We start from the raw sequence: 18,572 nt of genomic DNA on the forward strand, positions 1-18,572 counted from the left end.
ATAACCATGACAGAATATAAATCACCGTTGCGAATTGGTGTCGGCGGTCCAGTCGGCTCGGGGAAGACGGCGTTGTTGGAAGTACTGTGTAAAACAATTCGAGATCGGTACAACATTGCTGTTGTTACCAACGATATTTACACCCAGGAAGATGCCAAGATCCTGACTCGTGCCGAAGCGCTGGAAGCAGACCGAATTATCGGCGTCGAGACAGGAGGGTGTCCACATACCGCGATTCGTGAAGATGCCTCCATGAATTTGGCGGCAGTCGAAGAGCTTGCGGTACGGCATAAAAATCTCGATGTAGTATTTATCGAAAGCGGTGGTGATAATCTGAGCGCTACGTTCAGTCCTGAGCTGGCTGATTTGACGATTTATGTCATCGATGTTGCCGAGGGCGAAAAGATCCCGAGAAAAGGAGGGCCAGGGATCACTCGGTCAGACTTGCTTGTGATAAATAAAATAGACTTGGCGCCTTATGTCGGAGCGTCGCTGAAAGTGATGGAGCAAGACACTAAACGAATGCGCTCTAGTAAGCCTTATGTGTTTACTAATTTAAAAGAAGGAAAAGGGTTACCAGAAATTATCGATTTTGTAGTGACTCTGGGAATGCTTGATAATTAGTCTGAATAATTAACAAATACAGAATAAAAAGCTGGGGAATTCTCCCTAGGCTTTTTCTGTCATAGACCTAAAAAATAAATAATGAATTTGAAATAGCCTTTCCAAATGTAATCAACAATAAGATTGGTTATTAATATTATTTAATTGCTCATCAATATTACTCGGTTCTTTGACTCTATTCTTGTGGAATTCTGAATGTTAATAGTGAAACAAATGCATAAATTACATTTTCTTTGATACATATTCCCATTATTTAAATTGTTTAAACTGAAATTGCAGTGGATGGCATTGTTAATGCATCGCATGTGTAACATGTCAGTAGCATTTATCGTTGAAATGGTTACACCAAGTAAGTGTGATTCTATGCAGGAATATTGGTATGACCATTGATGCAGTGTGTTGATATTGCTATGCGTGTGTGTTCTTATAATATTCACGCAACATAAAGGCCACGGAAATGTCTTTTTCGACAGCTACGATGCAATAAAAGAATTGGGAATAAAACTGAGAATCAGTTTTGATTTGTTAGTGCCTGTGTATTTGTAAGGCATTTAAACGCTTTTGTTTCAATGTAATGTAACATCATCAATGATGGAATGGAGTCTTCTGTAATGAGTAAAATAGCATTAATAACTGGTGCAAATGGTGGTATTGGTTCTTCAATTACAAACGCTTTGGTTGAAGCCGGTTATCGAGTAATTGCAACATACTATCCGAATGGAGAAGCCGAAGCTAAAGAATGGCTGGAAGGGCATGACTATTCAGAAGAGCAAGTTAGGTTGTACCCTTTAGATGTTACGGATACGGCACACTGCGAAGAATCCCTGGCAACATTGTTGCAAGAAGAGGGTAACATTGATGTGTTGGTTAATAATGCTGGAATCACTCGTGATACTACATTCAAACGAATGACTGCAGAACAATGGAATGATGTAATTACTACAAACTTAAATAGCTTGTTTAATGTGACACATCCTTTATTTGCTTCAATGTGTGATCACGGTAATTCTCGAATTATTAATATTTCATCGGTGAATGGTTTAAAAGGCCAGTTCGGCCAGACAAATTATTCTGCAGCAAAAGCCGGAATGCTTGGCTTTACTAAGGCGCTTGCGGCTGAAGGTGCTCGTTCAGGTGTTACGGTTAATGCTATTGCCCCAGGTTATACAGGGACGCCGATGGTTGAAGCCATTAAGCCGGAAGTACTGGACTCTATTAAAGCTGAAATTCCTATGAGGCGTCTTGCTGCACCTAGCGAAATAGCTGCCGCGGTAATTTTTCTTGCTAGTGATGCTGCCGCATATATTACAGGCGAAACGTTGTCTGTAAATGGCGGTTTGTATATGCATTAAGGAAGAGTTTATATTTTAGCGAAAGGACGCAATTTAATGACTAAAGTATTTGTTGTTGCAGCAAAACGTACTCCTCTTGGTAGCTTTAACGGCTCACTTAAATCTGTTCCGGCAGCTCAGTTGGCAGCGGTTGCAATCAAGGCTGCTATCAAGGAAGCAAAGATTGATCCGGTAAACCTTGATGAAGTTATTCTCGGTAATGTTGTTGGAGCGGGCCAGGGAATGGGCCCCGGTCGTCAAGCTGCAATTTATGCCGATATTCCTCAGGAAGTGCCAGCCTATAGCCTAAACATGGTGTGTGGTAGTGGTATGAAAGCAGTGATGGATGCTGCATCTCATATCAAAGCAGGCGATGCTGAATTAGTAGTGGCAGCTGGTGCCGAAAATATGTCGCAAATCCCATTTTGTGTGTCATCGAAAGTACGTGATGGCCAGAAAATGGGCAACCTTGAAATGACCGACTTGCTGATTACTGATGGTTTGACCGATGTCTTTAACAACTACCACATGGGCGTGACTGCTGAAAATGTGGTGGCGAAGGTCGGCCTTAATCGCGAACAACAGGATAACTTTGCTCTAGCAAGCCAACAGAAAGCTGTTGCTGCTATTGAGCAGGGCAAATTTGTCGATGAAATTGTGCCTGTGGAAGTGACGGTGCGTCGCAAGACAAATGTCGTTGATACAGATGAATACCCTAAAGCCGATGCAACAATTGAAGGGTTAGCCAAACTTCGTGCGGCTTTCAAGAAAGAGGGCGGTTCTGTTACGGCTGGTAATGCATCCGGTATTAACGATGGTGCTAGCGCAATCATTGTTGCTTCTGAAGCCGCGGTTGAAAAATACGGTCTGACGCCTCTGGCGGAAATAGAAAGCTATGCTCAGGTGGGTGTTGCGCCGGAAATTATGGGACTTGGTCCTGTTACTGCGGTTGTAAAAGCGCTGGACAAAGCAGATCTAAAAATCAGCGATATCGGTCTATTTGAATTCAATGAAGCGTTTGCAGGCCAGGCTCTGGGTGTGCTGCATGAGCTTGCAGACGAACTGGATACTCAGGTTGAGGATTTAGCTGAGCGTTCAAACGTAAATGGTGGTGCGATTGCACTGGGTCACCCTCTGGGTGCATCGGGTAACCGTATTATCGTAAGCCTTCTTCATGAAATGCGCCGTCGTGGTACAGAGCTTGGCCTTGCCACGCTGTGTGTCGGTGGCGGTATGGGTACGGCAATCGTACTGAAGAGCGTTTAACTGTAAGTGTTTCGGATTGTACCCGGATAACGTCATGGCCCGGGTACATCACTCGTTAGTTTTTTAATCGAAGGAAATAGCTATGTATACGGAAATGTTTAAATCTTTCTCTGAGCAGACTGAAAAATCACTCGCACCATACGTAAAGTTCAATAAATTGTTCAGCAAGAACGTTGAAGAGCTAACTGAGCTTCAGTTGGCAGCGGTTCGTGCTTATAGTGACCTAGGCCTTACTCAGTTGAAAGCGGTTAGTGAAGTTAAAGACGTACAGTCTTTCGCAGCATTCAATAGCCAGCAACTTGAAACGCTAACAAAGCTTTCTCAACAGCTAATCGACGACAGCAACAAGTTCAATGCTGTTGCTCAGTCATTCAAGACTGAAGTTGAAGAGCTTGTTGCAGAAAATGTTAAGCAAGTTACGCCAGTATAAGAGAAATGACCACTCAGCCGCCTCCTTATGTGGGCGGCTTTTTAGTCTAAATACTGAGGTCATTGCAATGAACTATAACTTCTTTACGGACTACTTTGCCAAGCTCCAGGATATGAACCAGGAGTGGTGGAAAGAGATAGATTCCGGTAAGGCAGCCATAAATAGTCCCCTTAATAAAGCGCTTAATGAAATAAACTTGGAAGATACTGCCCAGTTAATCGAAAAAGCATCAGCGCAGCCAGCCGTGTTAGCGAAAGTACAGCTAGACTGGTGGGAAAATCAACTGAAGATCTGGCAAAACGTCGCCATGAAATCTGGTGATGAATCCGATCTTGTTAAGCCCGAAAAAGACGACAAACGCTTCAGTGATCCAGCTTGGGACAATGAAGCCTTTTACAATTATATCAAGCAGTCCTATTTGCTCTTTAGCAACACAATGAAAGAAAGCATCGACTCGATAGAGGGGCTGGATGAAAAAGCCAAAGAACGCCTGAGCTTTTTTTCTCGTCAGGCCATTAATGCTATGTCACCTACAAACTTCATTACCACCAACCCGGAACTTGCCAAGCTAACGGTTGAAACTAACGGGGAAAACCTCGTTAAAGGTATGGAGCTGCTTCAGGAAGACATGCAGGCCAGTGCTGACGTGCTGAAAATCCGAATGACAAACGACAATGCTTTCCAGTTGGGTGAAAATGTAGCCAACACTGCGGGTGATGTGGTTTTCAAGAACGATTTGTTTGAACTGATTCAGTACAAGCCATTGACTGAAAAGGTGAGTGCCACACCGCTATTGGTCGTTCCGCCGTTTATCAACAAGTACTATATATTGGATCTTCGCGAGAAGAACTCGATGGTACGATGGCTGGTCGAGCAGGGACATACCGTGTTCATGATGTCTTGGCGTAACCCAGATGCCAGCATGGTCGATGTCGATTTTGAAAACTATGTGCTGGACGGTGTGGTGAAGGCGGTTGAAGCTGTCGAAGATATCACCGGCGAGAAGCAAATTAACGCAGCAGGATACTGTATTGGTGGTACCTTGTTAGCCGTTGCTTTGGCCTATTATTCAGCCAAGCGGATGCGAAATCGGATTAAGTCAGCCTCTTTCTTTACGACCTTGCTAGACTTCTCTCAGCCGGGTGAAATAGGAGCGTATGTCAACGATCCTATTATCTCTGCAATTGAAGCGCAGAATGAAGCAAATGGTTATATGGATGGGCGATCGTTGAGCGTAACTTTCAGCCTACTGCGTGAAAACAGCCTGTACTGGAACTATTACATCAATAATTACCTCAAAGGTAATAGCCCAATAGACTTTGATTTACTCTACTGGAATGGGGACAGTACTAATGTATCTGTGGCTTGCCACAGTACTTTGCTGCGCCAGTTCTATCTTGAGAATAAGCTAAAGGATCCAAAGGGATATAAAGTCGGTGGCGTGTACATTGATCTGGCGAAGATCAAGGTGCCGACCTACTTTATCTCGACGCAGGAAGATCATATCGCGCTTTGGCAGGGTACCTTCCGTGGATCGCAGCTACTGAGCGGTCAATCGACGTTTGTTCTTGGTGAGTCCGGTCATATTGCCGGAATCGTTAACCATCCGACCAAGAATAAATACGGTTTCTGGACCAACAACAAGAAGACTGCAGACGCAGAGGTATGGCTTGAGTCTGCCAAGCGTCAGGATGGCTCTTGGTGGGGGCACTGGAATGCATGGTTGGCTGACTTTGAGTCTGCTGAGCCTGTCGGTGCCCGTCAGGCGGGTAATACTAATTATCCTGCTCTTGCTCCTGCGCCAGGTAGTTACGTATTGCAGACGTTACCGATTGAGGTATCGAATGTTGTCGAACAACCCCAACAGGAAAATAGTCAAGAAGCTTAGTGTTAAGCAAGGCTAAAATACCGAAAAGCCAGTGGACTATCTGCTGGCTTTTTGCTTTCTGTTTATGCTCTTTTATCCCCAACTCCCCCTTTTTTATGTGGCGGCTCAATATTCAGTTTGGTATTAATCACTTTGACGATAGAATACCCAGTCTTTGCATTTTTGCCTTTATTTGATACATGTCAGGAATATTATGACCTTGGATCGTCGTGCAGATCTTATACTTGTCGCTACCACTATGCTTGCGGCAGCCGGATGGATTTTTTCAAAAGAGGCTATTCAAGGTCTGCCGCCGTTTGGCTTTATCGGTACGCGCTTTGTGTTGGCGTCGATATTTCTGCTGCCTTTTTGCCATTCAGCATTAAGAAAGGTTAGTCGAGGTGATCTGATACGAGCACTGGGCGTTGGCTGTCTGCTCGGTAGTGCGTTGCTGCTGTGGATCTATGCGATATCAGTTAGTGACACTCTAGCGGAAGGGGCCTTTATCATGAGTCTTTCCATGTTATTCGTACCGCTGGTGGCATGGCCGCTGTTCCGGCAGCGACCGCCGCGTATGTTCTGGTTTTCCCTGCCGCTGGCATTCGGTGGCCTGATGATGCTATCGCTCGGTGGTGGCTGGCAACAGTCTGCTAGTCAGGTTTGGTTTGGATTGGCTGCTTTAATGCTTGCCTTGCATTTCAATTTCAATAGCCGCTGTGCTCAGCGTATTCCCGCTTTGCTGCTGACCTGTATTCAGTTGTTTGTTACCGGTTCGATGGGGTTAGTGGCATCGCTGAGCTTTGAAACCTGGCCGCAGGAAATAGGCATTAATATCTGGGGCTGGTTTGCCATGAGCGTGGTAATAGCAACAAGCCTGCGTTATGTGATGCAAACAACCGGGCAGAAACACAGTACAGCCGCTAATGCCGCCATTATCATGGTACTGGAGCCGGTATGGACGGTGGTACTGAGTATTCTGTGGTATGGCGAGCAGATGCCGATGAATAAGGTTTTGGGCTGTACGCTGATTTTGATGGCGCTACTGTTTTATCGTGGTGGTGCAACAATCATGGCAAAGTTGAAGGCGGCCTAGGTCTATTTCTTTTAATATTAAGTGCGCTTAGATAACGTAACGTCCCCATTTGTTTCTGAATAAGTTAAGTTATAAGGAGCAGAAATAAACTTAAACGTACACATATTACCATTCAAACCATCACCTGTTGGGACAGGTTTTTCGTAGTCATCTCGAGTCAAGCTAGAACCCGGTAACAAATTCTCAAGAATATCTTCGCAGCTTTGCACTGTATTGATTATGCGCGGGTAACCACTTTCATTAAAATGAAGGTCATAAATCGTATAGCCCCAATCACCTTCTCGGCCTTCAGAAATATTGGGATCGGGTTCACCATCAACGAGCCATTTACTGTGAAAAAGCTCAACAGCTGAATGAAATGATCCTTTTAGGCTTAGGTACGTTGAATCCTTAGCATCATCCTGTACATTTAGAAACCTTGGAGCCGCTGTAACTGCAAGAATTCCTAAAAGAACAATAACAACAACTAACTCAATTAAAGTAAAACCACGTTGAAATCTCACCAACAAGCCCTCCTCGCTCTAATGCTGGGAATTATGCAACAAGTAGTTACATGATGTCCACTTTCATAACAGATCAACAATGTTCTTCTGGAGCTTAACGCCATCAAGAACTCCAAAGAATGGATTAGTTGTTCTTAATTTATAAATATCATCAATTAAGTCATAACATTTATATTTTCGATTAAGGGGACGGCAATGCTGTTGTTATCGAAGAGCATTAGTTCTATTGCTGTAGTCGCGATACCAAAGAAGGTTCTTCCCCTTGTGTGATGAAGTTTTTGGAACGATGAAATTAATAGAAGGGGAAGTTAGATGGGGTTGGTTATACTGTTGTGAGTTATAATGACCTGTTTTGATTTCGAGCCTGTAACCCCCTCCAGCTCCCCCTTTGGTTGACAGTTGTTGCCAATTTAGTTTTCCTTTCAGGGGGAGGGCTGTTCATTGCATACTGCTAAACTAATATTATGCTTCGTTTAAACATACTAATGGTACGGTAAAAGTTTGACTCTGTTCGGCGATTGATGATGGAGATATGTTATTTTGAGATTTCGTCACATGATGCGGTATGTTTTGTTCATTCAAAAAAATGCTTAGTATAGATGCTTTGAGCGTTTTTTTTCTATTATTCGTGACAATTCCAATAACATCCCCATTTTCTGCGAAAACTGGACCACCGACATTACCATTAATAACATCATTCGTGATTGTCATGAAACGAATATCATTGTAACTTCCAGATGCAAGGCTAATAATTCCATCGGTTATGATTCCTTGAAAAGACGGTATCTTTGAGTTATTTGTATTCGATGAGTGATAGCCATAGGAGTAGGTTCTTTCTCCTTGATAAGTCTTCTTCTTCGAACTTATTGTTGCATAGGTTTCGTTTGGGGTGGCAGACTTTAATAGTGAAATGTTATTCATTTTGTCTGTTCGTATAACGGTTAAATCGATTAATTTCCCGTTCCGTTCATAACTTAGCTTTGAACATTTTCCAACAATGTTTTCTACGGATAATAGGTATTGATTGTTAACAAAGAATGCTGTCGCTTTTTCTTCTGGATCTGGCTTGTAATTTACGCCATTAGAAACAATATTGTAATTATTAACTGTTCTGTAATTCTTTACTTGCAGGTCACTGCTAGTTAGCGGACGTCCATTAACTTCAGTTATGTTACAGTTAACTCCTCCTGAGTCGTTGCAAGTCTGTTGGGCGAGATCCATTGCTTCTTCTTTTGTGCTTGCTCCCCATGCAGCTCCGGCGGAACCATTTGTACCGATAGAAAAAGCTTTATTATTAGGCTTATCTTGATACTGTCTGTATAAGTCATCAGTAGATACATTTGCTGCATGGCTAGTTGAAGAAAAACAAACTGCAGCTAAAAGACCAACATTGAAAAAATTTATTTTCATTTAAAATTCGACCATTCATGAAAAAATTTCTACAAGTTCAGCTTTACCTCACTAGTTTAACCTCTGCTATGTTGTGAGCAGTAGGTGGTAGGCAAACTATAACTTATCGTTATGTAAATAATGCCTAATATTCTACACTCTGAACTATATAAAACTAGGCAAAACGCTCTAGGAGTATGGTTTAGATCACACTGCTTAAGTAGAGGTAATCAGTGTGATCGAGTATTGGAACACTCTAAAAATGGAAGGACAGGTTTGCCAACTCCCATCAGCCCTTGAACTCATCCGAGTTCGAAAGGGCATACTTTTTTTGCACCATTCGGCATGGAACGCGATGTACAGGCAGTAAGTGGTTGTCATAACAAGCCAAGATACGGCTATATTCGTAAAGAATGAGTTGTACTGAAAAGGTCGGATGTAGAAACCTAGGCGGCGAATACCTCGGAGAAGTGGTAGGTTGCGTCAAATTGTATATTGCCGAGTTAAGTTTCCATTTTTAGCCATATTATTTTCCAACACCTTCTACAATCGCTTTGAACAGAGTGAACTCTTCGGTTTTTCTTCCTCGGGCAATTGGAACCCAATGATCGCCGCTTTCATCTGTTCCTCTGAACTCAGCGCGAAGTTCGTATTTTTTGGCCGTTAATATTGCGAACAGTGCACCAACTAACATGAGTACAGGCGCTACAATTGGAAGAAAAGCCCATCCCACTACAGATGCTGCGGCTGAAATGCATAGTATCCGGAGTAATTGATCTTTTAGGCGCAGTTCTTTGGCCTCAATAGTGAGTATTTTTGAAAGAGGGTATACGTCCTTTTTAACAGTCAGCGTATTGTCTCTTAAATAAATATCTTTTGCGTTATACATCGATCTTCCTTAGTGGGGTTGTGAAAGAAGTTAGTTTAGGTGTGTACAACCCCTTCAATATCAATTTGTTCGTGAGTCATATTTACATGATAAATACATTGCATCAAGTTGAGTATATGTAACTTTTTGTGACTAAAGCGTATAACCCATCAACACCATCCAATACAGCGACTTTCCCATGGATTAGACCAATAATTATCAGCGTTGCCTGAATTAAACTGAACGAAAATAAACCAGCGGCGGGTTAGGAGTCAGTCACGTGATCAATTTAGAAGAGTTTGTTCAGTCCATTCATATTGCTACTGCGGCAGCAGGTGAAGCATTAATCCAGAAGAACTTAGATTTAATTGATCGCTTTTTCGATGAAGTTGACGAAGAAGAAGCGGGTCACGCGATTGCCCATATGGCATCAGCAGGGCGTTCTGATGCGCAGGTCGAAAGTGATGCTTATTCGCCGCGCAGCCGAAAGCGGTCTTCATCACAGTCAAAAAAATCGCCCCAGAGGCGCAGGTCTGATGATAACTCTGGAGATTATGATGACCATGATGGCAATGATATTTACGACGATATTAAGTTGCTGAAGCCGAAGATGGTTGCGATGCAATATCCGATAGTGACCAAGGATGGTCCGGGGATACAAACAGTCAATGTACCATTGATTTCACTGGTTCCGTTGTCGCAGGTACAGCTCAAAGAAATGAATTTTTCGACCGAGTTGGAGCTTAGTGTCAACGGCGATGCCCTGCAAGTTTCCTTCCCTAAGCGCACCCTCAAATCGCAGGAGATGGCAGAAGAAGGGGCCAACATGGGCAATGGCGGTAAGGCCAAATTGGAAGTGAAAATATGTGCCACGGAAACACCTGATGGCCTCAAATATATTGTCGACGGCTATGAGCGGGCGTTACGGGCACAAGTGCCGGGTTAATACTTTTCGGTATGACCCGCTAATTATTCAACACACAAACACCCTTATGTAAAAGGAGAAATATATGGCTGTGAGTTCGGGCCCTGCTCTAGTTTCAATGGCGCAGCAGTTCAGTGGATTACCGATGGGAGATTTGATTGGTGGTCCATTAATGGCGGCTGCAAAGGCAAATAACCAGATGGCGATCACCCAGGTCAAGTTTATGCTGGACTCCTGTTTTTCCAAGACAACGACAGGAGAGGGAGACAAAGTAACAGATAGTTATCAGCCAATCATGATAGATATGAAAATGACGCGGCCGATAATTAAAGAAACAAATGCGGAAGGCAAAGAGGATATTAAAATAGAAGTCGCAGAGTCGACGATTACTCTGCCGCTGTTGACCATTCTGCCGTTGAATGCGTTGGCCGTAGATGACGTAAATATTAATTTTAATATGGAAGTGAAATCCAGCTTTGCCAATGAGCAATCTCAGGAGCAGAAGGAATCCTTTGAAGCGGGGGGATCATTTTCGGCAAAGGCGGGATACGGTCCATTTTCAGTCGAGGTGTCGGGGAATGTCTCGTCGTCTTCTGAAAGTTCAAGCAGCAATAAGGAAACGTACGAAAAAAGTAATAAAGCCACTTATGACGTTAAGGTACATGCCGGTCAACTACCGTTACCGGAAGGTGTTGGGGTTATTATCAAGGCCTATACCAACAATATTGCCCCTATCGAACTTAAAGCGGGTAGTGGTGATAAATCGTAATACTTCTCTTACTAATACAGCCTCTGTATGAGGCTTTTTTATCTCTACTTTTATCCTACCATTCACTATAAATGGGAAATACTTATGTCAATTGCTATTCCGTGTCCGAACTGCCAGCAGATGGGAAATTCAGCAGCAACTATTATTATCGAGCCCGTATTGTTACTGCAGGGAGGCAAGTTTTGTTGTTCAATTTGCCAGGCCAGTATCGAGTTGGCTGAGAGTAGTATTCCTACGGTATCTAAAGGTCTTAAGGCTTATGGTGGTTATCAGCAAGATACTCACTCACTTAAGCATCAGGGGAACGCGCCGGTTCATACAACGCCACCGGTGTAACAAGGGGGAAGCATGATGAAACCTAACAATTCGCTTGAAAGCGTAGTCGGAGGGATCGCCAAGGCGATGAATGGTGCTACCGAAGGAGTGGAAAAGAAAAATCGGCAAATGCTTCGAGATTACTTCTATGCAGACGAACAGGGTAATCTGAGTGCCAAAACTGTTACTGTGATGATCCCGTCCGCCAAGGATGGAAATACAATGCATGCTGTTGAGATGCCGATTTTTGGCTTAGTTCCGATCACGCCCCTTAGTGTCGGGCAGGTTGAGTTCGAAGTTGATGCTCACGCTTCGCAGCCAAAATTGGATAATGTGAATGATACCCAGCTGAGATTAGATATAGGCAAGAAGGCACTATTGTGGAACCCCAAGAATAATTGTACGGTGAAAATAACCCTAGCGAATGACGAACCATTAACGGGTGATGTATATATTTATGACATCACAAACAGGTAGGGTGGGCGGTCCATAACCTATTATTATTCCCAAATACCAAAACTACTTTTCTGCTTCGACCATGCTGATTATTTTCTTGGCTTTTTCAAAGTGGTCCAGTTCGTGAGTTTTAATCCACCAAGTGGCCGCTTCCATCAATAGTTCAGGGGCATCATTTTTGTTGGCGAAAAAAGCATAAAATGAAACACCGACACCTTCGCCTTTTTGATTGATTTTCTTGTTGCAAACATCGATTACTTTCTTTCTTAATGACTCACGCATAGGCTTTAAACATCTCTTGGGTGTAATAATTGAGAGAATAGACACTACTCGATATTTAGTGTGAGCTCAATAGTGTACTGTCTTTATATACAGTTGCGTGTGAGTGAGAAGATGAGTGTTAACTTCCTTCTATTCAAATTTAGTGAAAGCCAATTCAGAGTTTAGGCATATGAGGCTAGATGCCTGTGAAAAAACCGATTGAATACAACCAATGGAGAGGCGCTGCGACCACAACATAAGATACCCAGAAACATGGAATGGTGATGAAAAAAACGCGAAAGCTAGAATGAGAAGAATATTCCTCTGAGTTTGTAATCTCTGATTTATTTAGGTGGAATTTTCGAGAGAGAATGTATGCTGTTATCACATACATGGCCGAAAATGCCAGTGCTGGAACCTCTTTGGGTACATAAGGCGCTGCAAAAATGAGAGTGATGATAAATACAGCCCCAAGAATTAATGTTGCCTTTGTTAGGCTTTCTTTTTTTAGTATGGAAAAATTAGCCCAGAGAAAATAAATTAATCCAACAGGTCCGCCAAGCGCCCCGAATGCAACTTGATTCGGTGAGTAAATTTTAGTCGTAACAGTATCTTGAGTATTGCTCATATCAGAATAAAACCTTTATATACGTAATTTAGGCATCAGTTAAAGGTTAGCTTCAACTGATGACTCTAATATCAGCACGTGAACAACAAGAGTAAAGAAAGGTATTGTAAGCTTTCGGGTCAAATCCCAATATTTTTACCTATCCACTATCGTTTTATCTCGATTTTCACCAAAAAATATATCTCGGTGGTTAAACGCCACTAAGTTTAGCTCGTCAAAGGTTTTGAGGTGCGTGGCAGTTTGTGTCCGTTCAGCTTTGTAGGCATCAACTTGTGCTTGATGAATGTGTTCATGGTGTTCTCCATCTGCGGTTATAACTAAGCTCTTGTTTATAGAATTCGGTTGAGTACGTCATTTTCCTTGTCAAATAACCTGTGCTTGATAGCACCAGCTATATGGGCAGCAAGTACTGCAATAAAGGCATAGGATGCCCACTTATGGAGGGTGTTAGTGATCTCAAATACACTTTGGTTGTCTGGAATAAGCTCCGGAAGATCGATACCGAAGAAATGCACGCCACTGCTGAACTCATAGGCACTGGACTGCAAGTAGCCCAGAATCGGAACAAGTACCATCAACACGTACAGGGCCGTGTGGGCAAATTTTGCGGCTAGCTTTTCATGTTGTGGCATGCCTTTAGGTAAACCAGGTAGTGTATGGCGGCGTCTGTTTATGATTCGAATGGTCACAAAAAGGAATGCCAGAATTCCGAATGACTTATGCCAAAAATACAATGACTCGGAATGTTCGATGTTGTCCATATCAAAGGGTGTCATGTAAATTCCCAATGTTAGGAGGCCGATTATCAATACGGCACTTAGCCAATGAATGGATCGGATTGAAATTGAATACTTCATTTGCAAATCCTGTTGATGGTGAAAGAAGTGAGAGCTATTGACCGGATACTGGTAGTCCCCCCCAGACACGAAAGACTTTTCCTGTTGAGTTACCTTCTATTGCCTCAACATAGTCATTGGCAACCTGCTCGGCACTGACCAAACCTCTGCCGACACGTTCTGGCTCAACAACTGGGGCTGGGCTGACCACGTTTAAACGTAGGCCGCGCTTGAGCAAGGGGGCTGTGTGCTGGACAAAAGCATCAATTGCGGCATTGAATGGGCCTGTGGCAATACTGTAGCCATTGGGATAATGGCTAAGGAAACCACTTGTCAGGGTGATGGAGCCGTTTGGCTTAAGATACTTTCCGGCAATACGGGTGATTCGGAACTGGGCAACTAGTTTGCGTTCTGCCCCATAGCGGAAATCCTCGTCTGATAGCTCGTGGTATGGCTTGAACATGCTATCACCGCCAACCACAACGACGACGGCATCGAGTTCGCCAAGTTGTTCAAATACAGCATGGACGGCTTGGGCATCGGTATAGTCAGTGACAAAGTCACCGGATCTAGAGCCAATTTTTATAATTTCATGGTTTAGCGTTAGCTGTTCAATGACTTTGCTACCAATTTTTCCGGATGCTCCGAATACTGCAATTTTCATGATCTTTCCCTTGTCGCTGTTTTCGATATGAGGAGTGTAGGTGGTTTACTTGTTTTCCAGAATGCGATTAAATGCGAAATAATTTTTTCTAAAATGCAAAATTATGGATAAGCTCAAAGCAATGGCGATCTTTGTCGAGATAGCCGAGCAGGGATCAATGTCAGCGGCAGCACGAAAGCTAGGTGTCGTGAATTCGGTAGTCAGCAAGAACCTGACTGAGTTGGAAGCTTGGCTGGGTCGTAAGCTGGTGTATCGGTCAACACGGAATATGCGTTTAACGCAAGATGGCCATAAGCAGCTTGAACAATTTCGAGAGATATTGGATCGTGTAGATGAACTAGAAGTTTACACGGATGAACAAGTGATCCAGGGGATCGTTAAAATAACGGCTCCTATTTATCTCGGCCAGCAGTTGCTGGTGCCCCATATCCCCGAGTTCCATCGCCAGTTCCCCTTGGTTAAATTGCACCTGGTGCTTAGCGATGATTTTGAGAATATGATCGATGAAGGGTTTGATGTTGCGCTCAGGGCCTCGCAAATGCTTGATTCCAATTTTATTTCTCGACGATTATCTGATGCGTCACTGGCTGTTGTTGCAAGCCCTGATTATGTGTCGCAATACGGAGCACCGTCTTCTCCTAAGGCGTTGACTAAATATCATTGTTTAGTTGAGGGGGCATTGGATAGCCCAAGGCGTTGGCGATTTAAAAATCCTCAGAACGAACAAGTATCGGTAGCAGTCGATGGTTCTATTTTTACCAATTCGGGTACGAGTATTAAGCAGTTATGTGAAGCCGGACTTGGGTTGGCACAGCTACCTAGCTTTCTTGTTGAGGAGAGCATTTCAAGCGGAAAGCTGATTGAGTTGTTAGCTGAGTATGCACTAAGTAATTTCTATCTGCATTTACTCTACCACCAAAAGGGGACCAGCAATTTGGCCATTAAAGCTGTTGTTGAATATTTTGTTTCTCAGCTTTCAGGTAAGAAATATTAATTGATTGGCTATATAAAAGCGTATATAAGAAAAGCGCCAAATGCACCAGCGAGAATGCCGCCAATACGACCGTAATGTTTGGCCATTGATACAGCCCATGTCATTAACCGATGGAAACTTTGCCGCCCTATAGCGGCTAGGGTGAAAGCGGCGATGAGAGACAGCCAGCCAATAACCTCAATGATAAACGGAAATCTTGATACATCGGATTGAGTTATCAGCAAAAAACCAATAACAATCCTGATTACAACTGCAAAGATGTGAAGTTGCAGGTTACCGAGGCGCTTTCTTACAAAGCCGACTATCACTTTTGGTTGAATAGTAATAATGATCCCGATGAAAAGAATCAGAGTCCCGAACAGTATAATTAATATGGTCATGATAAATTACCTATATTAATACAATGCAGCAGGCATAGGCTCGTGGCATGTATTCCCTTTAGTTAATTGTCAGGTTGATTCTGGCTTTTCTTCCCCAAGTGTAGATATAGTGACCGCCACTGATTACCACTAATGAGAGTAGTAACCACAGACCGATATGGAAACTGAGTGAAGGAAATATTGGGTATACCTGATGAGTTAACAGCATCAGGGCATAGGTGATTTGTATGAAGGTATTGGCCTTGCCCCAAAAACTCGGTGCTATTTCATAGCGGCCGAACCACCAGTGGTAGGCTGTGGCTCCGATGATGATAATCACATCTCTTACGATAATGATTGCGGCGACCCAGACTGGAACTAATCCTACGATGGCAAAAGCAACATAAGCACTTATAAGTAGTGCTTTGTCCGAAAGAGGATCGGCAATTGCCCCGAAACGAGTCAAGGCATTCAGCTTGCGGGCAAGCCATCCATCGGCGGCATCACTGAGCCCTGCAATGAAGGCTATCCAAAGAACGGTGGGGTAGTTTCTATCAAGGATCAGCAGGCAAATAGGCACCGCCAAAAGAAGGCGTAATGTCGTCAAGATATTAGGAATTTGCTTGATCACACTATAGGCCATGATCGGTACTACTCCCTGCTGATGTCTCTAACACCAGTGTATACCATTCTTTGTGTTATTTTCCTTGAACTGAGCTCGTCGGTCTCGATTAGAAAGCTGTACTTTGAGGTAGATCCGGCACCTATTTGGTTTTTTATTTTTCTATAGTTCGCATCGAATCTCAGATATTGGTACTTGTTGTTTGCCAAAGCAGACAAATCCTTCATGCTTGTAGCGCTTCCCAAAAGAGATTCTGTCACTTTGATTCTCTTTCATTTTGAGGCTTTGTGCAGTAATTTCTTCGCCGTCGAATAATACGGCTGTGAATGATTCACGGATGGTGGATATAAGACGGCTTCCACTCCCTGATATTGTGAATTGTACACTGGCACAGCGTTGGGGAGGACTTTCTATAAAACTTTGTACTTCGTTCTCTTTATTGCGGATAACTGAATGTTTTTCGGCTTTGATATCAATAGTATTGATACTGTTCAAATTACATTGTGCTGAAAAAGCACTGCTTGAAATAAAGAGTAGAAGATAGAGTGTTCGGTATAACATGTAAAACCCATAATCCATGAATGGCCAGCAATTCTAATACACATGCAAGCAAATTTGCGTGCTTATTTGTACGTGTTTGTCTGGTGTGAATATATGGGTAAATACTGTGAATGGATAGTATGGCTTTGTACAAAAAGTCCTCTACCAGTGGCAGAGGACTTTTGATAGTAGCAATAGTGTTACGTTTGCTTTCTAACTTTCGTTAGTTGATGGCGACAGATAATCAGGAGTTTCGATATCATCGCTACTTTCAGCTTTGGTTACAGCTTGATTAGTCACGACTTCCGCTTCACCACCAAAATCTTCTTTGAGCCACTTGTTGAACCCGTAGAGCATGATGAAAATGACGACCATCAAGGGTAGTGAGGTCACAATTGCCAATGTTTGTACGGTATTTAGCGGTGCATCGATGAACATCATCGTCAGTGGCACCGCTGCTAAGATCAAACACCAGAACAAGCGAAGTGCTGTCGGCGGGTTGGCGTTTTCATCAAGCTGGTTGGCAGCTGTTGCAGCCAGGGTGAAGGACGCCGAATCAAGCGTGGTTGCCAGGAATAACGTAGACATCACCGCGAAGATAATAATAAACAACGCGCTTCCCGGTAGCGTATTTAGCACTGCTATGACAGTGGCTGAGCCGCCGTTCTCGGTGATAGAGCGGGTAACATCAATGATTTCAGTCAGGTGTACGTTCATGCTGAAACTGCCAAGTACACCGAAGAAGATGAAGCAACCCGCACTGCCGCCAACCACCATGCTGCCGATAACTTCTTTGAGTTTGCGGCCTTTTGATACTTTGGTAACAAACAGTGCCATGAACGGTACATAGGTCATCCAGTATGCCCAGTAGAATACTGTCCATGATGTAGGGAACGAGCCGCCTTCAACCGGATCCGTCCATAGGCTCATGCGGATGAAGTTTTGGAGCATCAGGCCGTAACCATTGGTCATCTGATTGATGATGAAAGAGGTTGGACCCACAAAGAGAATAAGCAGAACGAAAATCACAGCGAGCTTGGTGTTCATATCGCTGAGTTTTGCCATCCCTTTTTCAATGCCGACATAAGAACTGACAGAGAAGAGCGCCGTGATGAATAGCATCAGGCCGACGTTCATGGCAAAGCTGTTTTCAACACCGAGCAGGTAGGCAATACCTTCTGTAACCATCGGCACACTCAGACCCAGTGTGATCCCCATGGCACCAACACAGCTGAAGATGAAAATCGTATCGATGATTTTGCCGATTACCGGATTGTAGAAGCGCCCCATGATGCTTTCGCAAACCGCACTGAGTTTAAGCTGCGGGTTTTTCTTTACGTGGAAAGAGTAGGCGACTGGTAGAGAGGCAATACAGTATAGTGACCAGGCCGAGATCCCCCAGTGGAACATGTTGTAGCTAGTTGCCCATTCTGCGGCCATTGGTGAATAAGGTTCTATGTCAAATGGTGGTGTCATGTAGTAATACCCCCACTCGACAAATGCCCAATATACGGTTGCCGAGCCCAAACCGGCACAGACCATCATCGCCAGATAGGTAAACTGGGAGTATTCCGGCTTGTCGCTGCCGAGCTTGATCTCTCCGTATTTTCCGAAAGCAATTTTGGCGAGGAAAATGACACTAAAAAAGCCAAAGAAAAGGAAAATCTCACCAAACTGGTTTGTCAGGGTACTGAATAACTGGCTGGCTATCGCGTTTCCCTGCTCAGGAAAAAGCGTCAGGCCAACAACAACAAAGAGGATAACCGACAGGCTTATTGCCATTAATGGTTTGTCTATTTTACGTTCACTGTTCATAACTAAAAATCCTTCTA

At 43.5% G+C, this 18,572-nt stretch carries 22 protein-coding genes and 1 pseudogene; 11 read left to right on the forward strand and 12 right to left on the reverse strand.

All coding sequences use genetic code 11. The annotated features are described in order from the left end of the window. The first annotated feature begins 6 nt into the window (after positions 1–6). From ureG to EDI28_RS16240, 6 genes are all read left to right on the forward strand, one after another. Positions 7–624 (forward strand): urease accessory protein UreG, encoded by a 618-nt coding sequence (gene ureG / locus EDI28_RS16215; RefSeq protein ID WP_128784924.1) that lies wholly within the window; start codon positions 7–9, stop codon positions 622–624. A gap of 611 nt (positions 625–1,235) precedes the next feature. Continuing rightward, complete coding sequence (locus EDI28_RS16220) at positions 1,236–1,976, forward strand: SDR family oxidoreductase (protein ID WP_128784925.1); 741 nt, start codon at positions 1,236–1,238, stop codon at positions 1,974–1,976. A 36-nt stretch (positions 1,977–2,012) separates the two neighbouring features. Further along, the gene (locus tag EDI28_RS16225) at positions 2,013–3,221 is read left to right on the forward strand and encodes an acetyl-CoA C-acetyltransferase (RefSeq protein WP_128784926.1); all 1,209 of its coding nucleotides are present in this window, start codon (positions 2,013–2,015) and stop codon (positions 3,219–3,221) included. Between the two features lie 82 nt (positions 3,222–3,303). Then, complete coding sequence (locus EDI28_RS16230) at positions 3,304–3,651, forward strand: phasin family protein (protein WP_128784927.1); 348 nt, start codon at positions 3,304–3,306, stop codon at positions 3,649–3,651. Positions 3,652–3,718: 67 nt separating this feature from the next. Continuing rightward, positions 3,719–5,539 (forward strand): class I poly(R)-hydroxyalkanoic acid synthase, encoded by a 1,821-nt coding sequence (phaC, locus tag EDI28_RS16235; protein WP_128784928.1) that lies wholly within the window; start codon positions 3,719–3,721, stop codon positions 5,537–5,539. A 193-nt stretch (positions 5,540–5,732) separates the two neighbouring features. Then, complete coding sequence (locus EDI28_RS16240; RefSeq protein WP_128784929.1) at positions 5,733–6,611, forward strand: DMT family transporter; 879 nt, start codon at positions 5,733–5,735, stop codon at positions 6,609–6,611. Between the two features lie 17 nt (positions 6,612–6,628). On the opposite strand, the gene EDI28_RS27605 is transcribed toward EDI28_RS16240, so the two are convergent. From EDI28_RS27605 to EDI28_RS16255, 4 genes and pseudogenes are all read right to left on the reverse strand, one after another. Further along, positions 6,629–7,117: a type II secretion system protein gene (locus EDI28_RS27605; RefSeq protein ID WP_428430928.1), complete on the reverse strand. Its 489-nt coding sequence runs from the start codon at positions 7,115–7,117 to the stop codon at positions 6,629–6,631. A 459-nt stretch (positions 7,118–7,576) separates the two neighbouring features. Further along, on the reverse strand, positions 7,577–8,524 hold the full coding sequence (locus EDI28_RS16250) for a trypsin-like peptidase domain-containing protein (RefSeq protein ID WP_128784931.1): 948 nt from the start codon (positions 8,522–8,524) through the stop codon (positions 7,577–7,579). A gap of 195 nt (positions 8,525–8,719) precedes the next feature. After that, positions 8,720–8,971 (reverse strand): annotated as a pseudogene (locus EDI28_RS27665) (hypothetical protein); the annotation flags it as partial. Between the two features lie 58 nt (positions 8,972–9,029). Beyond that, positions 9,030–9,392, reverse strand: a complete 363-nt coding sequence (locus tag EDI28_RS16255) for a DUF6232 family protein (protein ID WP_128784932.1) — start codon at positions 9,390–9,392, stop codon at positions 9,030–9,032. 259 nt (positions 9,393–9,651) lie between these two features. Here EDI28_RS16255 and EDI28_RS16260 point away from each other — a divergent pair, with 259 nt between their 5' ends. From EDI28_RS16260 to EDI28_RS16275, 4 genes are all read left to right on the forward strand, one after another. Continuing rightward, complete coding sequence (locus tag EDI28_RS16260; RefSeq protein WP_128784933.1) at positions 9,652–10,317, forward strand: DUF2589 domain-containing protein; 666 nt, start codon at positions 9,652–9,654, stop codon at positions 10,315–10,317. A 64-nt stretch (positions 10,318–10,381) separates the two neighbouring features. After that, positions 10,382–11,065, forward strand: a complete 684-nt coding sequence (locus tag EDI28_RS16265; protein WP_199287448.1) for a DUF2589 domain-containing protein — start codon at positions 10,382–10,384, stop codon at positions 11,063–11,065. An 84-nt stretch (positions 11,066–11,149) separates the two neighbouring features. Then, positions 11,150–11,401 carry a hypothetical protein gene (locus tag EDI28_RS16270; RefSeq protein WP_128784934.1) on the forward strand — a complete coding sequence of 84 codons (252 nt, stop codon included), beginning with the start codon at positions 11,150–11,152 and terminating at the stop codon, positions 11,399–11,401. A 12-nt stretch (positions 11,402–11,413) separates the two neighbouring features. Next, positions 11,414–11,857 (forward strand): DUF2589 domain-containing protein, encoded by a 444-nt coding sequence (locus EDI28_RS16275; RefSeq protein WP_128784935.1) that lies wholly within the window; start codon positions 11,414–11,416, stop codon positions 11,855–11,857. Positions 11,858–11,899: 42 nt separating this feature from the next. On the opposite strand, the gene EDI28_RS16280 is transcribed toward EDI28_RS16275, so the two are convergent. The 4 genes from EDI28_RS16280 to EDI28_RS16295 all read right to left on the reverse strand — a co-directional run bounded on the left by EDI28_RS16280 (position 11,900) and on the right by EDI28_RS16295 (position 14,225). Then, positions 11,900–12,118 (reverse strand): DUF6500 family protein, encoded by a 219-nt coding sequence (locus EDI28_RS16280; protein ID WP_128784936.1) that lies wholly within the window; start codon positions 12,116–12,118, stop codon positions 11,900–11,902. 175 nt (positions 12,119–12,293) lie between these two features. Next, positions 12,294–12,725 carry a hypothetical protein gene (locus tag EDI28_RS16285; protein ID WP_128784937.1) on the reverse strand — a complete coding sequence of 144 codons (432 nt, stop codon included), beginning with the start codon at positions 12,723–12,725 and terminating at the stop codon, positions 12,294–12,296. A 329-nt stretch (positions 12,726–13,054) separates the two neighbouring features. Continuing rightward, positions 13,055–13,582 carry a cytochrome b gene (locus EDI28_RS16290; protein ID WP_128784938.1) on the reverse strand — a complete coding sequence of 176 codons (528 nt, stop codon included), beginning with the start codon at positions 13,580–13,582 and terminating at the stop codon, positions 13,055–13,057. A gap of 34 nt (positions 13,583–13,616) precedes the next feature. After that, entirely contained in the window at positions 13,617–14,225 is a 609-nt protein-coding gene (locus EDI28_RS16295; RefSeq protein ID WP_128784939.1) for a short chain dehydrogenase, read from the reverse strand. A 103-nt stretch (positions 14,226–14,328) separates the two neighbouring features. On the opposite strand from EDI28_RS16295, the gene EDI28_RS16300 reads away from it, so the two are divergent. Next, positions 14,329–15,219, forward strand: a complete 891-nt coding sequence (locus EDI28_RS16300; RefSeq protein WP_128784940.1) for a LysR family transcriptional regulator — start codon at positions 14,329–14,331, stop codon at positions 15,217–15,219. An 8-nt stretch (positions 15,220–15,227) separates the two neighbouring features. On the opposite strand, the gene EDI28_RS16305 is transcribed toward EDI28_RS16300, so the two are convergent. From EDI28_RS16305 to EDI28_RS16320, 4 genes are all read right to left on the reverse strand, one after another. Beyond that, positions 15,228–15,599, reverse strand: coding sequence for a hypothetical protein (locus EDI28_RS16305; RefSeq protein WP_128784941.1), 372 nt, complete (start codon positions 15,597–15,599; stop codon positions 15,228–15,230). A gap of 58 nt (positions 15,600–15,657) precedes the next feature. Continuing rightward, positions 15,658–16,221: a CDP-alcohol phosphatidyltransferase family protein gene (locus EDI28_RS16310; RefSeq protein WP_128784942.1), complete on the reverse strand. Its 564-nt coding sequence runs from the start codon at positions 16,219–16,221 to the stop codon at positions 15,658–15,660. Between the two features lie 141 nt (positions 16,222–16,362). Further along, positions 16,363–16,761, reverse strand: coding sequence for a hypothetical protein (locus EDI28_RS16315; protein ID WP_128784943.1), 399 nt, complete (start codon positions 16,759–16,761; stop codon positions 16,363–16,365). Positions 16,762–16,953: 192 nt separating this feature from the next. Further along, positions 16,954–18,555, reverse strand: a complete 1,602-nt coding sequence (locus EDI28_RS16320) for a BCCT family transporter (protein ID WP_128784944.1) — start codon at positions 18,553–18,555, stop codon at positions 16,954–16,956. Positions 18,556–18,572 lie beyond the last annotated feature (17 nt).

The sequence above is a fragment of the Photobacterium chitinilyticum genome, from assembly GCF_004104355.1.
Taxonomy (GTDB): Bacteria; Pseudomonadota; Gammaproteobacteria; order Enterobacterales; family Vibrionaceae; genus Photobacterium; species Photobacterium chitinilyticum.